At 62.1% G+C, this 15,886-nt stretch carries 13 protein-coding genes; 10 read left to right on the plus strand and 3 right to left on the minus strand.

Features of this window, described 5'->3' with window-relative positions; translation table 11 throughout:
* Positions 1–18: 18 nt before the first annotated feature.
* Positions 19–1,167, minus strand: coding sequence for an AraC family transcriptional regulator (locus tag Pan216_RS20835; RefSeq protein WP_145261009.1), 1,149 nt, complete (start codon positions 1,165–1,167; stop codon positions 19–21).
* A gap of 370 nt (positions 1,168–1,537) precedes the next feature.
* Here Pan216_RS20835 and Pan216_RS20840 point away from each other — a divergent pair, with 370 nt between their 5' ends.
* The 9 genes from Pan216_RS20840 (at position 1,538) to Pan216_RS20880 (ending at position 11,459) form a co-directional block, all read left to right on the plus strand.
* Positions 1,538–2,494: an aldo/keto reductase gene (locus tag Pan216_RS20840; protein ID WP_145261011.1), complete on the plus strand. Its 957-nt coding sequence runs from the start codon at positions 1,538–1,540 to the stop codon at positions 2,492–2,494.
* 216 nt (positions 2,495–2,710) lie between these two features.
* Positions 2,711–3,670: a hydroxypyruvate isomerase family protein gene (locus Pan216_RS20845; RefSeq protein ID WP_145261013.1), complete on the plus strand. Its 960-nt coding sequence runs from the start codon at positions 2,711–2,713 to the stop codon at positions 3,668–3,670.
* A 138-nt stretch (positions 3,671–3,808) separates the two neighbouring features.
* Positions 3,809–4,843, plus strand: a complete 1,035-nt coding sequence (locus tag Pan216_RS20850) for a zinc-binding alcohol dehydrogenase family protein (protein ID WP_145261015.1) — start codon at positions 3,809–3,811, stop codon at positions 4,841–4,843.
* 104 nt (positions 4,844–4,947) lie between these two features.
* Positions 4,948–5,766, plus strand: coding sequence for a sugar phosphate isomerase/epimerase family protein (locus Pan216_RS20855; protein WP_145261017.1), 819 nt, complete (start codon positions 4,948–4,950; stop codon positions 5,764–5,766).
* Complete coding sequence (locus Pan216_RS20860; protein ID WP_419192798.1) at positions 5,756–7,090, plus strand: tagaturonate epimerase family protein; 1,335 nt, start codon at positions 5,756–5,758, stop codon at positions 7,088–7,090. Before Pan216_RS20855 ends, Pan216_RS20860 begins: the two co-directional genes overlap by 11 nt.
* Before the next feature lie 22 nt (positions 7,091–7,112).
* A complete protein-coding gene (locus Pan216_RS20865) occupies positions 7,113–7,559 on the plus strand; it encodes an RbsD/FucU family protein (protein ID WP_145261019.1) in 447 nt (148 codons plus the stop codon).
* Positions 7,560–7,591: 32 nt separating this feature from the next.
* A complete protein-coding gene (locus tag Pan216_RS20870) occupies positions 7,592–8,443 on the plus strand; it encodes an amidohydrolase family protein (RefSeq protein ID WP_145261021.1) in 852 nt (283 codons plus the stop codon).
* A gap of 696 nt (positions 8,444–9,139) precedes the next feature.
* Positions 9,140–9,589, plus strand: coding sequence for a hypothetical protein (locus tag Pan216_RS20875; RefSeq protein ID WP_145261023.1), 450 nt, complete (start codon positions 9,140–9,142; stop codon positions 9,587–9,589).
* Between the two features lie 337 nt (positions 9,590–9,926).
* The gene (locus Pan216_RS20880) at positions 9,927–11,459 is read left to right on the plus strand and encodes a sulfatase family protein (RefSeq protein ID WP_145261025.1); all 1,533 of its coding nucleotides are present in this window, start codon (positions 9,927–9,929) and stop codon (positions 11,457–11,459) included.
* On the opposite strand, the gene Pan216_RS20885 is transcribed toward Pan216_RS20880, so the two are convergent.
* Together Pan216_RS20885 and Pan216_RS20890 are read right to left on the minus strand one after the other, a co-directional pair.
* Positions 11,460–13,349, minus strand: a complete 1,890-nt coding sequence (locus Pan216_RS20885) for a sulfatase-like hydrolase/transferase (protein WP_419192799.1) — start codon at positions 13,347–13,349, stop codon at positions 11,460–11,462.
* A gap of 278 nt (positions 13,350–13,627) precedes the next feature.
* The gene (locus Pan216_RS20890; RefSeq protein WP_145261027.1) at positions 13,628–14,614 is read right to left on the minus strand and encodes a DUF1559 domain-containing protein; all 987 of its coding nucleotides are present in this window, start codon (positions 14,612–14,614) and stop codon (positions 13,628–13,630) included.
* Between the two features lie 287 nt (positions 14,615–14,901).
* Here Pan216_RS20890 and Pan216_RS20895 point away from each other — a divergent pair, with 287 nt between their 5' ends.
* Complete coding sequence (locus Pan216_RS20895) at positions 14,902–15,885, plus strand: NAD-dependent epimerase/dehydratase family protein (protein WP_145261029.1); 984 nt, start codon at positions 14,902–14,904, stop codon at positions 15,883–15,885.
* Position 15,886 lies beyond the last annotated feature (1 nt).

A 15,886-nucleotide genomic window follows, 5' to 3' on the forward strand; every position in this document is an offset into this window, starting at 1 on the left:
TCAACGTTCCCCCAAGTTCTAGCCCCTCCTGCTTCCTCGGAACGCCGACGGACTCAGTCCCGTCTGCTCGCGGAAGACGACGCCAAAACGCGAGGGATGGTGAAAGCCGGTCTGCTGACTGATCGCGGTGATCGACAAGTCGGTCTCTAGCAACAGTGTCCGAGCCCGTTCGATCCGCACCCGCAAGATCTCTCGTTTCGGCGACCGTCCCAAAAGCCGTTCGAATTTCATCTCCAGCGATCGGCGCGAGATCGGCACGTCGCGCAGGATCGAGGCGACCGAGATACCGTCACACGCGTGCCGCCGAATCAGTCGCAGGGCTCGCGCAACGTCACGATCGTCAATCGCGATGATGTCGGTCGAGAGACGCGGCACGACCCCGACCGGCTCGATCAACAGGGGCCGTTTCGGAGGCCGACGTCCCGCCATCATCCGGTCGAGGAGCTTCGCCGCCTCGTACCCGACTCGCTCCGGGTGAAACGCGACGCTTGAAAGCGGCGGTTCGGAAAGATCACAAAGCTCCTCGTCGTTGTCGGCCCCGATCACCGCCACTTCCTCGGGAACCGCGAGCCCACGCCGACGACACGCGTCCAGAGCGCGCAGGCCATGGATGTCGTTGCCGGCGACCAGCCCAAAGGGAAGCGGACGTCCGGCGATCCAGTCGGCGAGGCGTTCCTGATGGGCCTCCCACCCTGACGTTCGCACTTCGTCGCTCTCCGCGAGGAAGGACTCGCCCTCGAGCCCGACCCCGTCGAGAACTTCGCGAACCCCCGCCCAGCGTTCGGTCGACCAATAGTCCTCGCAAACGCCATAGTAGCCGAGGTGATCGAAGCCCCGTTCGAGTAGGTGCCGGGCGGCCAATCGCCCGACTTCGCGACTGTCGTTGAGGATCATCGGAAACCCAGGTTCGCTCTCCCGGCGATCGAAGAGGCAGACGATGGGTAGGTCGTGTCGCAGGATGCGGGGATCGTCGCTGCGGGTGATGATGCCGTCGCCGTCCCAGCGATCGATCCAGTCCGGAAGCGCCGCCCCGAGTTCGCGCTGTTCGAGAAAGACCGACCAACCGCGCTGTTCCTTGAGAAACTTGGCGATCCCGCGCAGCACACCACGCCCGAAGGTGATCGACGTTTCCACGATCAAGGCCACGTGTCGGCGCTTCCGCGCCATGGTCACCTCTTGCGCAAAGGAGATGATCGACGATTTACTGCTCGCGAGCGGTTGGGCCCTTCATCCTACCGGAAGTCCATCGTCATGCGAAATGATCACGCCGGCGATCTCCAACGTTTCCTGGTGAGATCCGTGGTTGTGGAGATTTTGGGTCGAGGGACCACTCGCGACGACGGTCGTGAATCGTCAATGCCTTCTGTCGCGCCACTCGGCTTGCGCAAAATGAAGAACGATTTGCGCGAACGGGGATTGCTCGCGGAGGGGACGTACGCGAACCTAGTAAGCGTGTGCCACCGACTCGGTCACGATGGGGCCATCCGCGACCGACCTTCGACCACAACGACCTAACTGTCGACACCAGGGAGAATCGATGCTCGAGCGACGACGTCTCGGCAAGACCGATCTGGAACTGACCACCCTCGGTTTCGGAGCCTCCTCACTCGGTCAGGAGTTTCGATCCGTCGATCTGGGTGAGGCGCTCGGCAGCGTTCGTGTCGCCATTGAGCGGGGCATGAACTTTATCGACACCTCGCCCTTCTACGGCAGGGGGATGAGCGAAATGCTGCTCGGCCGGGTTCTCCCGGAGATTCCCCGAGAGAGCTACTACCTGAGCACGAAGCTCGGGCGCTATGCCGGCGCCCATTTCGACTTCAGCGCCCGTCGCGTCGAGGAGAGCGTCGACATCTCGCTCGAACGGATGAAGGTCGATCACCTCGACATCGTCCTCTGCCACGATCTGGAGTTCGTCGAGATGTCCCAGATCGTCGAGGAGACCCTCCCCGCCCTGCGTCGTCAAGTCGACAAGGGGAAGGTCCGCTACATCGGCGTCAGCGGCTACCCGATGAAGATGTTCAAGTACATCCTGAGCCACGCCACGATCGACGTCATGCTGACCTACAACCACTACACACTCCAAAACGACATGGCGCTGGAACTGGTTCCGATCTGCCAAGCCCAGGGGGTCGGTCTGATGAACGCGGCCCCCTTTTCCGCCAGACTGCTGACCAACGCGACGCTTCCCCCCTGGCACAAAGCGACTCCCGAGGTTCGCGCGACCGCGAAGAGAGCCGCGGAGCACTGCGCGTCCAAGGGCGTCGACATCGCGAAGCTGGCGCTGCAGTTCTCGATCGCGAATCCCGACTTCACGACTTGTATCTCCGGATCGGCCAACCCCAGCCGGGTGTCGCAGTGGGTCGACTGGGCCGAAGAGCCGCTCGACGAGGAACTGCTCGCCGAGGTCAACGAGATCCTTCAGCCGATCCACAACTGGTTTTACATTGAGGGAAGACCCGAGAACAACGACGAGCCCGTCACGACGATGGCCTAGTGGTTCGTCCAGGCCTAAGTGCCAAGCTTTCTCACCTCTCCCACGGGGAGAGGTCGGCGAGCGAAGCGAGCCGGGTGAGGGGATTGCTTACTTGGTGAATCAAAACGGTTTGTTGGAAGAGCCCCCTCACCCCTAACCCCTCTCCCGCAGGGAGAGGGGAACAAGAGGCTCACAACCAATTGAGTCTGAGACCGAGCCTTTGGCAAGGAGAGCGACATGGCCGATAGCGATACCTCCCAACAACGACGTCTCGAGCGACGCCGTCTCTTTAAGCACACCGCGGCCGCCGCGGCGGGGGTCGGCTTTGCCGTCTCTCGGGCGAGCGCCGAGCAAGCCATTACCGCCGGGGCCACCAACGGGAACATCAACCAGTCGGTCGCCTTCTGGTGCTTCAACGCCGCCGGCGACAAGTGGAGCGCCGAGAAGACCTGCCAGGTCGCCAAGCAACTCGGTTGTCGCTCGGTCGAACTGATCGGCCCGGAGCACTGGGACCTGCTCAAGAAATACGGCCTCGTCTGCGCGCTCTCTCCCAACGGGATGCCGACCGCGCCGTTCATCAAGGCCTTCAACAACCCGCGCTATCACGACCAAGTCGTCACCCTCACGAAGAAGGCGATCGACGACAGCTCCGAGGCGGGCTTCCCCAGCGTCATCGCCTTCACCGGTTACCTCTACCGCGACACCGACAACCCCAACCTCGGCAGCATGTCCCGCGAGGAAGCGGCCGATCACTGCGTCGAGGGCCTCAAGCGGGTGGTCGGCCACGCGGAGAAAAAAGGCGTCAACGTCTGCCTCGAACATCTCAACACGCGCGACAACACTCATCCGATGAAGGGGCATCCCGGCTATCACGGCGACAACCTCGACGAGGTCGCCGAGATCATCCGGCGGGTCGACTCGCCCAACCTGAAGCTACTCTTCGACATCTACCACGTCCAAGTCATGCACGGCGACATCCAGCGCCGCCTCGACGAAAACAAGGACATCATCGGCCATGTCCACACCGCCGGCTGTCCCGGAAGGGGCGAACTCGACGACACCCAGGAAGTTCAGTACGCCCCGATCATGCACAAACTTCTCGACATCGGTTACGTCGGCTATGTCGGCCAAGAGTTCATCCCGACCCGCGATCCCCTCGCGAGCCTTCGTCAAGCCGTCAAGACCTGCGATGTCTAGCGGTCTGTCCATCCTCCGACATCGGGTGCCACAGGCTGCTCGCCAGCCAGTGACAAGAGAACCGTGCTCGGTCAACCCGCGAACGCCGCGCGGCGGAGAGTCCGCGATCAACAACGCCTTGCCCCAGTGAGTATCCGCATGCTTGCGATTCGACTCGATGAACCAAAGCAGTTCCGCCAGATCGCCATCCCGGAACCGGAACGTCCCGGCCCCGGCGAAGCGCTCGTTCGGACCCACCGCATGGGGGTCTGCGGATCGGACATCAGCGGCTACCTCGGGCATATGCCTTTCTTCCGCTACCCCCGCATCCCCGGCCACGAGCTCGGCGTCGAGGTGCTCGACGTCGGACCCGGCGTCGCGAACGTCAAAGCGGGCGATCGTTGCAGCATCGAACCCTACATGAACTGCGGCACGTGCTACCCCTGCCGCAAGGGGAACTCCAACTGCTGCGCGACCCTCGAAGTGATCGGCGTCATGGTCGACGGCGGACTGCGCGAACGATTCATCGTCCGAGCCGACAAGCTCCATCCTTCGGAAAAACTCTCGTTTGAGCAGCTCGCCCTCGTCGAGACCCTCGCCATCGGATGTCACGCGACCGATCGCGGCGCCCCGACCGATGGGGATCACGCCCTGATCATCGGGGCCGGTCCCATCGGGCTGGCGACGCTCGAGTTCACCCGACTGACCGGGGCGACAATCACCGTCATGGACATGGATCAGGGACGACTCGACTTCTGCCGCGAGACCTACGGGATCGAACGGACCGTCCAGTTCAAAGGGGACGGTTCCGAATTGGCGCGTCTCGAGGAAATCACCGGTGGCGACCTCTACGCAGTCGTCACCGACGCGACCGGAAACGTCAAGTCAATGAGCAACGCTCTCAACTATGTCGCGCCGACCGGCTCCCTCGTCTATGTCGGCATCACCACGCAGGAGATCTCGCTGCCGCATCCGCTGCTGCATCGTCGCGAGGTCAGTGTCAAGGGGTCGCGCAACGCGCTGCCGGCCGACTTTCCGCGCATCATCGACCTCATCGAGCGGGGCGTCATCGACACCGACCCCTGGATCACCCATCGAACGCCGATCGACAAGATGATCGCGTCGTTCGACTCGTTCACCCGCCGCGAGACCGGAGTCATCAAAGCGATGATCGACGTCAGCGGCGTCTCGTAGACTCCCCGACCGTCGGCGAGTTGCCGACCGCGACGAAGGACCAAGGAGCGTCGCTCGGACTTCTCGCACGCGAAACACCTTGGCCATGGAAACAGGAAAGCACCATGATTCGTTCGAGCGTCACGATCAGCCTGGTCAACGAAGCCCGCGGCGGCCCCTTCGTCTATTGGGACGACTTCGAGGCGAGTTGCCAAAAGGCGAAAGCACTCGGCTTCGACGCCGTCGAACTCTTCGCCCCGAAACCGAACGCGGTCCCCGCTGAGCAACTCCGGCGCGTCCTCGAGACGCACGATCTCAAGCTCGCCGCCGTCGGTACCGGCGCCGGTTGGGTGATCCAACGACTTCAGCTCTGCGATCCCGACAAGGCCACTCGCGCCAAGGCGATCGACTTCATCCGGTCGATGATCGACTACGGCGGTCCCTTCGGAGCCCCCGCGATCATTGGCTCGATGCAAGGTCGCGCCGCCGGGGCGGTCGATCGCGACGCCGCCCTCGGCATGCTCGGCGAGGCTCTCGACGAACTCGGCAACCACGCCCGCCAGTACGAGACCCCTCTCATTTACGAGCCCCTCAATCGCTACGAGACCAATCTCATCACGACGGTCGCCGACGGCGTCACGCTGCTCGAGTCGATCTCGACTGACAACGTCCGTCTGCTGACCGATCTCTTCCACATGAACATTGAGGAGGCCGACATCGCCGCGGCCCTCAAGACGGGCGGGAAGCACGTGGGACATTTGCACTTCGTCGACTCCAACCGTCAAGCTGCCGGACGCGGGCATATGGACTACGCACCGATCGCCGCGGCCCTCAAGGAGATCGGCTACGACGGCTACGCCTCGGCCGAAGCCTTCGCGATCCCCTCGTCCGACGAGGCCGCTCAACAGACCATCAACGCGTTCCGCCAATGGTTTGGCGCGTGAAGCGCCTCTCGGCACCGGACAACTCAACGAAGACAACCTCTTGGAGATCACCATGGCAAGTAAACCAACGGTCCTCGGCCTGACCCCAAGTTTCGGGTTCGGCGATCGCATCGGACTAGCGACCCCCGGCCACGTCGAGGCGATGAAGCGCTCGGGCAAAACCTTCGCGCCGATCTTCCCGCAGCAGTCGATCCGGGAGATGGCTCGCACCAGCCGCGGCCCCGAGCAGGTCATGAAGGACGCCCTCGAGGGGATGACTCAGGCTGGCTGGAGCGGACCAACCGGCGCCGACGCCGACCACCTGAAGACCGAGGAGGACGTCAACCGGACCGCCGCCGTCGGCTTCACCTTCTTCACCATTGACCCCTCCGGCGATGTCGACGCCTCGGCCGACAACTACGACGAGCCCACCCTTCGCGACCGGTTCGCCTCGATCCGCGATCGCATCGGCTGGGTCGATGCCTACAAGGGCCGCCAGCATGAACTGCCCAACGGCACGACGGTCACGCTCGACGAAGAGGCCTGCCTGCGGTGCGCCGTCAAATACGGCCTCGCGATCAACAGCGCCGTCGCGCTGGCCGACCACATCAAGTCGGTCCACGAAGCCTCGGGAAGCGACTACGAGATCGAGCTGAGCGTCGACGAAACCGACCAACCGACGACGCTCGCCGAGCACTACATCATCGCCGACCAGTGCCTCTCCAGCGGGATGAAACTCGTCAGTCTCGCCCCGCGGTTCATCGGCGACTTCGAGAAGGGCGTCGACTTCAAGGGAGACGCGGCGCTGCTCGAAAAGTCCCTCCACGATCACGCCGCGATCGCGGAATTGCTCGGCCCTTACAAGCTGAGCCTTCACTCCGGCTCGGACAAGCTCTCGATGTACGCCGCCCTCTCGCGGGCCACCAAGGGTCGCTTGCACGTCAAGACCGCCGGGACCAGCTACCTCGAAGCCCTGCGCGTCGCCGCGCGACACGATGAATCCCTCTTCCGGGCGATCATCGACTTCAGCCGCGAACGCTACGACACCGATAAAGCGACCTACCATGTCTCCGCGAAGCTCGACTCGGCACCGACGACCAAAGAGGTCGCTGACGTCACCGAACTGGAGCGTCACTACCTCGAGAAGTGGGAAGACGTCCCCGCGGGCAAGGGCTTCACCGCCCCCGGCCGGCAGATCCTCCACTGCACCTTCGGCTCGGTGCTGACGCACGCCGAGTTCGGCCCGCTGCTGCGGTCGCTACTCGAAAGCCACCTCGACACCTACACCGAGGTGCTGGCGATTCACTTCAGCAAGCACTTGGAAGCGTTGAACGCTGGGCTTTGATCACAAGCGTTGGGGAACGACGATGCTCAAGCACAAACTGATTCATCCGACCATCAACGGAATCCTCGGTCGGGCCGGCCATCACGGCAAGATCCTGATCGCCGACGGCAACTACCCGGTCTCTTCGAAGCTGGGGCCAAACGCGGAACTCGTGCATTTGAACCTGATGCCGGGACTGGTCACGTGCGATCAAGTCCTCGAGGCAATTCTCTCGGCCATCCCGATCGAAGAGATCAACACGATGATGTACGAGACGACCGGCCCCTACGCGCTGAGCGAGGATCCTCCGGTCTGGGACGAGTATCGCAAGACGCTCGCGGGCGCCGGACTCGATCTCAAGCTCGAGCCGATCGAGAAGTGGGCCTTCTACGACGCGGTCGCGACACCCGATCATATCCTAACGGTGCAGACCGCCGACCAACAGCGTTACGCGAACATCCTTCTCTCCATCGGCGTCCGTATGGACTGACACCAACTCGACAAAAGAGGGGGGACACATCCATGGGTCTTGTCATCGATGCGCATCAGCACTTCTGGCGACAGTCGTTGCCGTTCAACTACGAATGGCTCCAAGCTCCCGAACTGGCGGCGATCAACCGCGACTACTTGCCGGCCGATCTCGAGCCGCATCTCGAGCGGACTGGCGTCGATCGGACGATCTTCGTCCAGACCCAGCACAACCTCGAGGAGAACCGTTGGGTCTTGGGGCTCGCGGAGAACCTCGACTGGATGGTAGGGGTCGTCGGTTGGGTCGATCTGGCGAGTGAGACTTGCGAGGAGCAACTGCTCGAGTTCAAGAATCACCCCAAGTTCGTCGGCATTCGCCACGTGACTCATGACGAGCCGGACGATGACTTCATCATCCGCCCCGACGTCCTGCGGGGACTCAAGGTGCTCGAGAAGTATCGCGTTCCGTTCGACCTGCTCTTCTACGTGAAGCATCTCCGGCACACCTCGCTCTTGGCGCGGACACTACCCGAGTTGCCGATGGTCATCGATCACCTCGCGAAGCCTCGGATCAAGGATCGCGTCTTCGACGACTGGGAGGAGGACTTTCGGCAAGCCGCGAAGTTCCCCAACATCTACTGCAAGCTCTCCGGCATGGTGACCGAAGCCGACCGGTCCGATTGGAAGCCGAGCGACCTCAAGCCGTACATCGAGATCGCGCTGGAGGGTTTTGGCCCCGAGCGTTGCCTCTTCGGCACCGACTGGCCCGTCTGCGAACTCGCGGGCACTTATGAAGAGGTCTACGCGGCCCTCACCGAGACCATCGACGCCCTGAGCGACACCGAGAAGGAACAAATCCTCGGACGCACCGCCGCCGAGTTCTACGGGATCGACATCTCGGAATAGGCGACGTTGCTCGCGGAAGCGGTATCGGCGGAGAAGTGTTTCCAGCATCCCCGCGGCGAGCTTGGGCGCGGCACGCGATCAAGTGCCATGTTCATGACACATCTCTCGCGAGGAGAGGGGAACAAGAGGCTCACTCTCCCACAGGGAGAGGGGAACAAGAGGCTCACTCTCCCACGGGGAGAGGGGATGGCACCGATCAAGCGCCATGCCTTTGACACCTCTCCCATGGGGAGAGGTCGGCGAGCGCAGCGAGACGGGTGAGGGGATTGATTGCGCCGTCAACCAATCCGGTTTGTTGGAAGAGTTCCTACTCGCCCTAAGAGGAACACGTGACGCGAAGAGACCCCCCTCACCCCTAACCCCTCTCCCGCAGGGAGAGGGGAACAAGAGGCTCACTCTCCCACAGGGAGAGGGGAACAAGAGGCTCGCTCTCCCACAGGGAGAGGGGATGGCACCGATCAAGCGCCATGCCTTTGACACCTCTCCCATGGGGAGAGGTCGGCGAGCGCAGCGAGACGGGTGAGGGGATTGATTGCGCCGTCAACCAATCCGGTTTGCTGGAAGAGTTCCTACTCGCCCTAAGAGGAACACGTGACGCGAAGAGAACCCCCTCACCCCTAACCCCTCTCCCACAGGGAGAGGGGAACAAGAGGCTCGCTCTCCCGCAGGGAGAGGGGATGGCACCGATCAAGCGCCATGCCTTTGACACCTCTCCCATGGGGAGAGGTCGGCGAGCGCAGCGAGACGGGTGAGGGGATTGATTGCGCGGTCAACCAATCCGGTTTGTTGGAAGAGTTCCTACTCGCCCTAAGAGGAACACGTGACGCGAAGAGAACCCCCTCACCCCTAACCCCTCTCCCACAGGGAGAGGGGAACAAGAGGCTCGCTCTCCCACAGGGAGAGGGGAACAAGAGGCTCGCTCTCCCACAGGGAGAGGGGAACAAGAGGCTCGCTCTCCCACAGGGAGAGGGGAACAAGAGGCTCGCTCTCCCACGGGGAGAGGGGAACAAGAGGCTCGCTCTCCCACGGGGAGAGGGGAACAAGAGGCTCACTCTCCCGCAGGGAGAGGGGATGGCACCGATCAAGCGCCATGCCTTTGACACCTCTCCCATGGGGAGAGGTCGGCGAGCGCAGCGAGACGGGTGAGGGGATTGATTGCGCCGTCAACCAATCCGGTTTGTTGGAAGAGTTCCTACTCGCCCTAAGAGGAACACGTGACGCGAAGAGAACCCCCTCACCCCTAACCCCTCTCCCACAGGGAGAGGGGAACAAGAGGCTCACTCTCCCACGGGGAGAGGGGAACAAGAGGCTCGCTCTCCCACGGGGAGAGGGGAACAAGAGGCTCGCTCTCCCACAGGGAGAGGGGAACAAGAGGCTCGCTCTCCCACGGGGAGAGGGGAACAGGAGGCACTTGAGCAATCGACGAGACACCAGCTCATCGCCATCGACCGAAACCACGAAACGCTAGTCAACGGAACTCAACATGACACTCAACATCATCGCTCTCCTGCTTGCGGCGGGACTCGCCTCGGCCGATAAATCGGCGGAACAACCAAACATCCTGTACATCATGTCGGACGATCACGCCGCGCACGCGATCGGCGCCTACGGCGGACGACTCGCCACGCTCGATCCGACACCGAACATCGATCGGCTCGCGGAGGAAGGGGCGCGACTGACGAACTGTTTCTGCACCAACTCGATCTGCACGCCGAGCCGCGCGACGATCATGACCGGCCAGTACAGCCACCGCAATGGGGTCACGACCTTGAACGGGTCGATTCCTCCCGAACGACAAACCCTCGCGAAGATGATGAAGAGCGCCGGCTACGAAACCGCCATGATCGGCAAGTGGCACCTTAAGAAAGAACCGGCTGCCTTCGACTACTATGCCGTGCTGCCTGGCCAAGGTTCGTACTTCAACCCGATCTTCCGCGTACGTGGCAAAGCCCCCTGGCCCGGCAGCACCATCCGCGCCTCGAAGTACGATTCCACCCACTCTTCCGATGCCATCACCGACCTCTCGCTCAAGTGGCTGAAGAACCGCGAACAGAAGGACAAACCCTTCTTCCTGATGCACCACTTCAAAGCCCCGCACGACAACTTCGAGAACGCCGAACGCTACGACTGGCTCTACGGCGACGTCGACATTCCCGAGCCGGAGAGTCTGTGGAAACGCGAGAACCACGGACCGAAAGGTCATCCCCAGTTCGGCACCTCGGTCGGTCCCCGCAACACCCGCCGCAACATGGGACATCACATGTTCGTCGACGAGAACCTCTCGCCGGAGGAGTACAAGCGATCCGCCTATCAGCGCTACTTGAAGAAATTCCTTCGCTGCGTGAAGGGGGTCGACGACAACATCGGTCGGCTCCTCGATCATCTCGAAGCGACGGGCGAACTCGACAACACCGTGATCGTCTACACCGCCGACCAAGGTTTCATGCTCGGCGAGCACGACTACATTGACAAACGCTGGATGTACGAGGAATCACAGCGGATGCCCTTCGTCGTCCGCTATCCCAAGGCAATCAAGGCGGGAACGACATCCGATGACTTGATCAACAATGTCGACTTCGCACCGACGCTCCTCGAACTCGCGGGCGTCGCCAAGGAGGAGATGCCAAGCGACTTTCAGGGGAGGAGCTTCGTCGGGCAACTCAAGGGCGAGAAGGCGGAGGACTGGCGCGACGCGACCTACTATCGCTACTGGATGCACATGGCCCACCACGACAACCCGGCCCACTACGGCATCCGGACGAAGGATCACAAACTGATCTTCTTCTACGGCATGCCGCTGGACGCTCCGGGCGCCGTGCGGGAGGTGACCGAGCCCTACTGGGAGCTCTATGACCTAGCGAAAGACCCGCACGAGATGAATAACGTCTACGACGCTCCCGAATACGCCGAGGTCGTCGCGCGGCTAAAGAAGAAACTGGCGAGCATCAAAAAAGAGGTCGGCGATACCGACGAGCAGTATCCCGACCTCCAGCGAGCGGTGGAGTCGACCCCGTGATTAGTTCAGGTCGGCGAGCGTCTTCTCCTTGAGGCGGCCGACGTAGCCGCTGGGGCGTCCTTTGACCGAAGGGATCTTCTCGGGCAGCGCCGCGATCTGCTTCTTGAAGGGCTTCGCCTTGTCGCCCAACTGATCGATCGCGTTGAAGGCGAGGATTGCCGCATAGACGCCGCTGTTGCGTTGGTCGGCCTCCTTCAGCAGCGTCGTCATTGCTTGCTTCACGTCGGCCTTGTCGCCGTATTGCCCAAGAGCGTCGGCCGCGACAATCCGCACGTAGGGGGACTTGTCCTTGAGGGACGCCTCGAGCTGCTCGTGCCCCTTCTCCACGCCTGCCGAACCCCGCATCAGAAGCCCGAGGGCACCCCAGTAGCGGACGGCGCTATCGGCGTCATCCAGCGCCGCGATCAAGTCGGGAGTCGACTCCTCCTTGAGCATCGAGGCTTTCTCGGCCATCGCCAAGATGCGATCGAGCGGATACTGATCGCTATCGTGTCCCATCTCGTAGGGAGTCGAGCCTTGCGAGCGCTCGTGAATCTCTCCCTCGGGAAGAAAGCCGACGTCCCGGATTTCAAGCGCCTTGTCCCGCTGCGCCTTGCGAAGACGAGCGAGGATCCGTTGATGCTCCGGGGATGAGGCGAGATTGTTGACCTCGTCGGGGTCGGTCTTGAGATCGTAGAGTTCCTCGGGCGGCTTGGTGTTCCAGAAATGGGACTGAGCGGCGTTCAGTTTCCCTTCGTCGTGAAGCTTCTTCCAGACCTGCGTCGTCGGCGTCTGAAACATGTACGAAACGTGCTGACCGTAGATCTTGTGCGGCATGTAGTTGCGGATATAGACGTAGCGTTTGTCGCGAGCGGTCCGCACCAAGTCGTAGCGTTCGTCCATCCGGCCGCGGAAGCCGAAGAGGAAGTCCTGCTCCGGCGCGGGGTACTTGCCCATGAAGGCGTGGCCCTGCAACTGCTTGGGCGGCTTGATCCCGGCGATGCTCAAGAGCGTCGGGGCGAAATCGACAAAGCCGACCAGTTGATCGGTCGTCCCTCCCGGCTTGTAGCCCTTGGGTGCGAGATCCTTGAACTTCTCGGGAACGTGAACGACGAGCGGCACCTGCAATCCGGAGTTGTACGGCCAGCGTTTGCTCCGCGGCATGCCCGAGCCATGATCGCCGTAATAGAAGACAATCGTGTCGTCCTTGAGCCCGTCTTTGTCGAGTTCGTTGAGTGTTTTGCCGACTAGGGCGTCCATTTCGGTCAGTTTGTCGTAGTACTGCGCCCAATCCTGGCGAACTTCCGGCGTGTCGGGATGGTAGGCGGGAACGCGAACCTTGGCCGGGTCGTGGATGGCCTTGTGGGGACGCTTGCGGAGTTGGCTCTCGTGGCTGACGGTGTAGTTGAAGATCGCGAAGAAGGGCTGGCCGGACTTGCGGTTTTTCCAGTGGGCGTTCTTGCCCGACTCATCCCAGACTTTGCCATCTTTGGCGAGGTTGTAATCTTCCTTGCGGTTGTTAGTGCAGTAGTACCCGGCTTCGCGAAGATAGACGGGGTACATCTTGAAACTCTTGGGGAGTTGGGTCATGCTCCGCATGTGCTCCGATCCCGTGCTCGGCGGATAGAGCCCGGAGATGAGCGTCGTGCGAGCCGGCGCGCAGACCGGAGCGGTCGACCAGCAGTTGAGATAGATCAACCCTTCCGACGCCAAGCCATCGATGTTCGGCGTGTCGGCATAGTCGTCGCCGTAGCATCCCAAGTGCGGCCCGTTGTCCTCGCTGGTGATCCAAAGGATATTCGGACGTTCGGTCTTCTGATCGGCATTCGCACTAGGCGCGAACGCCAGGGACGCGAGCATCGCCAGCGTCAGCGCGATTGTCGTCGGGCTCTTTCCGTGAAACGTCGACATGGAAGTACGGTTCCTCACTGCTGCTTTCGGGAATTCATCGGGCGGGACGCGGAGGCCGAAGCGGTGCTCCTGAGCACACGCGCAATCGGTGGGTAGTCCACGATCGATAGGCCGCCGTCCGCTCGGCCCATCATGGTTCAAAGGAAGTGGTGAGTCAAACGAAAGCCGAGCAGCCTGGCTCTCGATCGGTGCGCCCCGGAAGACAAGAGTGGAAACGGACCGATCCTTCCCTTCGCCACGGGACGGATCGGTCCTCGGATTGTCGACAGCCCGTTCGCTCAGAATCCGTCGATGAGTTGACCATCGGCGATCGCGATCAGACGCTCATACGTGCTGTTGATGGTGTTGTCGGGATCATGGTCGACATTCTCGCTGACGAAGGTCACCGCCCCGTCGAGGAACAGGAAGTGAGCTCCGCCGGGATGAGCGCTACTAAACCCTCGCTCGCAGTTGGTGCCGATGCAGTTCATCGGCCACTCGGCGCCGGCCATCACGTAGGACTGCCCTTGTTTGGCGCTGCTGTCGGTGTCGCCGTTGGTGCCGAAAATGACCGCGGCGCCCAGACGTTTGCCGGCGAGTTCCCAGGTCCGTTCGCCGAGCGCGATCGTCTTGCTGGTCCCATCGCTGATGTCGGTCAACCTCGTCGCCCGCGCGGTGCAGTTGGTGCAGCCGCCGGTCGGATCGACGCGACCCATGAAGCCGTTCCAGTCGGTGCGGACCAGTCCTCGACTGTCGTTGCCGCCGACGTAGTTGGAGATCGCGACGTCCCGGCAGTTGGTGGTGTCGCAGTCGTTGGGAGCGGACGACGCTCCCATCGGCATGAGCCGGAAGGTGTTCGTCGCCGGGCCACTGTCCGACGGACAGCGGAAGACCTCGATGGGTTGACGCATCAGCGGCAGGAGATCCGTATCGGCGACGGCCGCGTCGAGCGGTTGGTTACCGACGTTGAGCCGTTCCCAAAGGGCGACTTTGTCGAGGTAGGGCAACAGTAGCGAGCCCCAGCCCCAGTTCGCGGACGTCCCTTCGTTGCCCGGGTCGGCGTGCCGCACTCCATGTCCGAAAGGAAACGCCGCGTGAGCGTCATGGTAATTGTGGAGAGCTTCCCCCATCTGCTTGAGGTTGCTCGAACACTGCATCCGCCGAGCGGCCTCGCGCGCCTGCTGAATCGCGGGCAAAAGCAGCGCGACCAGAACACCAATGATCGCGATCACCACCAACAATTCGACGAGCGTGAACGCTCCGCGTCTGAACAATCGGACTATCATCGTTTTCCCCCTGCGCTACGTAGTGACGTGCGTCCTCGCTTCCGAAGGATGAAGCCCCAAGTCGAACTCCGTCGGAAGAGCATTGCCTTGTCAGATGTGGAAGGAGCAATGCGGTATGAAGACACTGTGGTCCCCTGTAAGCTAACCGAAGCCGATCCCGATCACAACGGGCTCATCGGGCAATTTTCGCCAGTCCGGCGTTCCTCGAACGTCTCTTTCCCTCGGACGGCGAAAGTTGCTACACCGGAAGAGGCACCTGGGCGAAAGGAATCCGCACGGAAGTGGAGATGAACGACTTCTACAAGGGCAAACGCGTCCTCGTGACCGGAGGCCTGGGGTTCATCGGCAGCACGCTCGCCCTGCGTTTGGTCGACTTGGGGGCCGACGTGCTGATCGTCGACTCGATGATCCCCGCCTACGGTGGCAATCTCTTCAACATCGAACCGGCGCGCGATCGGATTCGGGTCAACTTCTCCGATATCCGCGACGCGTACAGTCTCGACTACCTCGTTCGCGATCAGGACGTGCTCTTTAGTCTCGCCGGCCAGGTGAGCCATCTCGACAGCATGAACGACCCGATGCCCGACCTGGAGATCAACTGTCGCAGTCAGCTCTCGCTCTTGGAAGCGTGCCGCCGACGTAACCGCGACGTGCGGATCATCTTCGCCAGCACCCGGCAGATGTACGGCCGTCCGCAATACTTGCCGGTCGATGAAGATCATCCGCTCGTGCCGATCGACGTCAACGGCATCAACAAACTCGCGGGGGAGATGTACTACGGCCTCTACCACGAGACCTACGGCATTCGTTCGGTGCGGTTGCGACTGACCAACACCTACGGACCGCGCATGGATCTCAGAAGTGATAGCAAGGGGTTCGCGGGGATCTTCATTCGCCGGGCTCTGCTCGGAGAGAAGATTCAGATCTTCGGCGACGGGCATCAGCGCCGCGACTTCAACCATGTCGACGACGTCGTCGACGCGATGCTCCTCGCGGGCGCCGACGAGCGGGTCTCGGGCGAGTGCTTCAACCTAGGCCATGCTCGCCCCTACCGTTTGCTGGAATTCGTCGAAACGCTGCGGCGGTACACCAACGTCGACTTCGAACTCGTCCCCTTCCCCTCCGAGCGACAGGCGATCGACATCGGCGACTACTACGGCTCCTACGAACGCTTCCACGCCGCCACCGGCTGGGAACCGCGACACGACCTCGACGAGGGCCTCCAAGATACGATCGCGTACTTTCGGCGCTTCCCCGACGAGTACCTGTAGG

The organism is Kolteria novifilia (assembly GCA_007748055.1).
In the GTDB taxonomy this organism is placed as follows: domain Bacteria; phylum Planctomycetota; class Planctomycetia; order Kolteriales; family Kolteriaceae; genus Kolteria; species Kolteria novifilia.

Bases quoted from the DNA above. Each gene is read 5' to 3' on its own strand.
- Pan216_RS20855 (WP_145261017.1), top strand. From the start codon at position 4,948: ATGATTCGTTCGAGCGTCACGATCAGCCTGGTCAACGAAGCCCGCGGC.
- Pan216_RS20840 (WP_145261011.1), top strand. From the start codon at position 1,538: ATGCTCGAGCGACGACGTCTCGGCAAGACCGATCTGGAACTGACCACC.
- Pan216_RS20890 (WP_145261027.1), bottom strand. From the start codon at position 14,614: ATGATAGTCCGATTGTTCAGACGCGGAGCGTTCACGCTCGTCGAATTG.
- Pan216_RS20885 (WP_419192799.1), bottom strand. From the start codon at position 13,349: ATGTCGACGTTTCACGGAAAGAGCCCGACGACAATCGCGCTGACGCTG.
- Pan216_RS20835 (WP_145261009.1), bottom strand. From the start codon at position 1,167: ATGGCGCGGAAGCGCCGACACGTGGCCTTGATCGTGGAAACGTCGATC.
- Pan216_RS20875 (WP_145261023.1), top strand. From the start codon at position 9,140: ATGCCTTTGACACCTCTCCCATGGGGAGAGGTCGGCGAGCGCAGCGAG.
- Pan216_RS20895 (WP_145261029.1), top strand. From the start codon at position 14,902: ATGAACGACTTCTACAAGGGCAAACGCGTCCTCGTGACCGGAGGCCTG.
- Pan216_RS20845 (WP_145261013.1), top strand. From the start codon at position 2,711: ATGGCCGATAGCGATACCTCCCAACAACGACGTCTCGAGCGACGCCGT.
- Pan216_RS20880 (WP_145261025.1), top strand. From the start codon at position 9,927: ATGACACTCAACATCATCGCTCTCCTGCTTGCGGCGGGACTCGCCTCG.
- Pan216_RS20865 (WP_145261019.1), top strand. From the start codon at position 7,113: ATGCTCAAGCACAAACTGATTCATCCGACCATCAACGGAATCCTCGGT.
- Pan216_RS20870 (WP_145261021.1), top strand. From the start codon at position 7,592: ATGGGTCTTGTCATCGATGCGCATCAGCACTTCTGGCGACAGTCGTTG.
- Pan216_RS20850 (WP_145261015.1), top strand. From the start codon at position 3,809: ATGCTTGCGATTCGACTCGATGAACCAAAGCAGTTCCGCCAGATCGCC.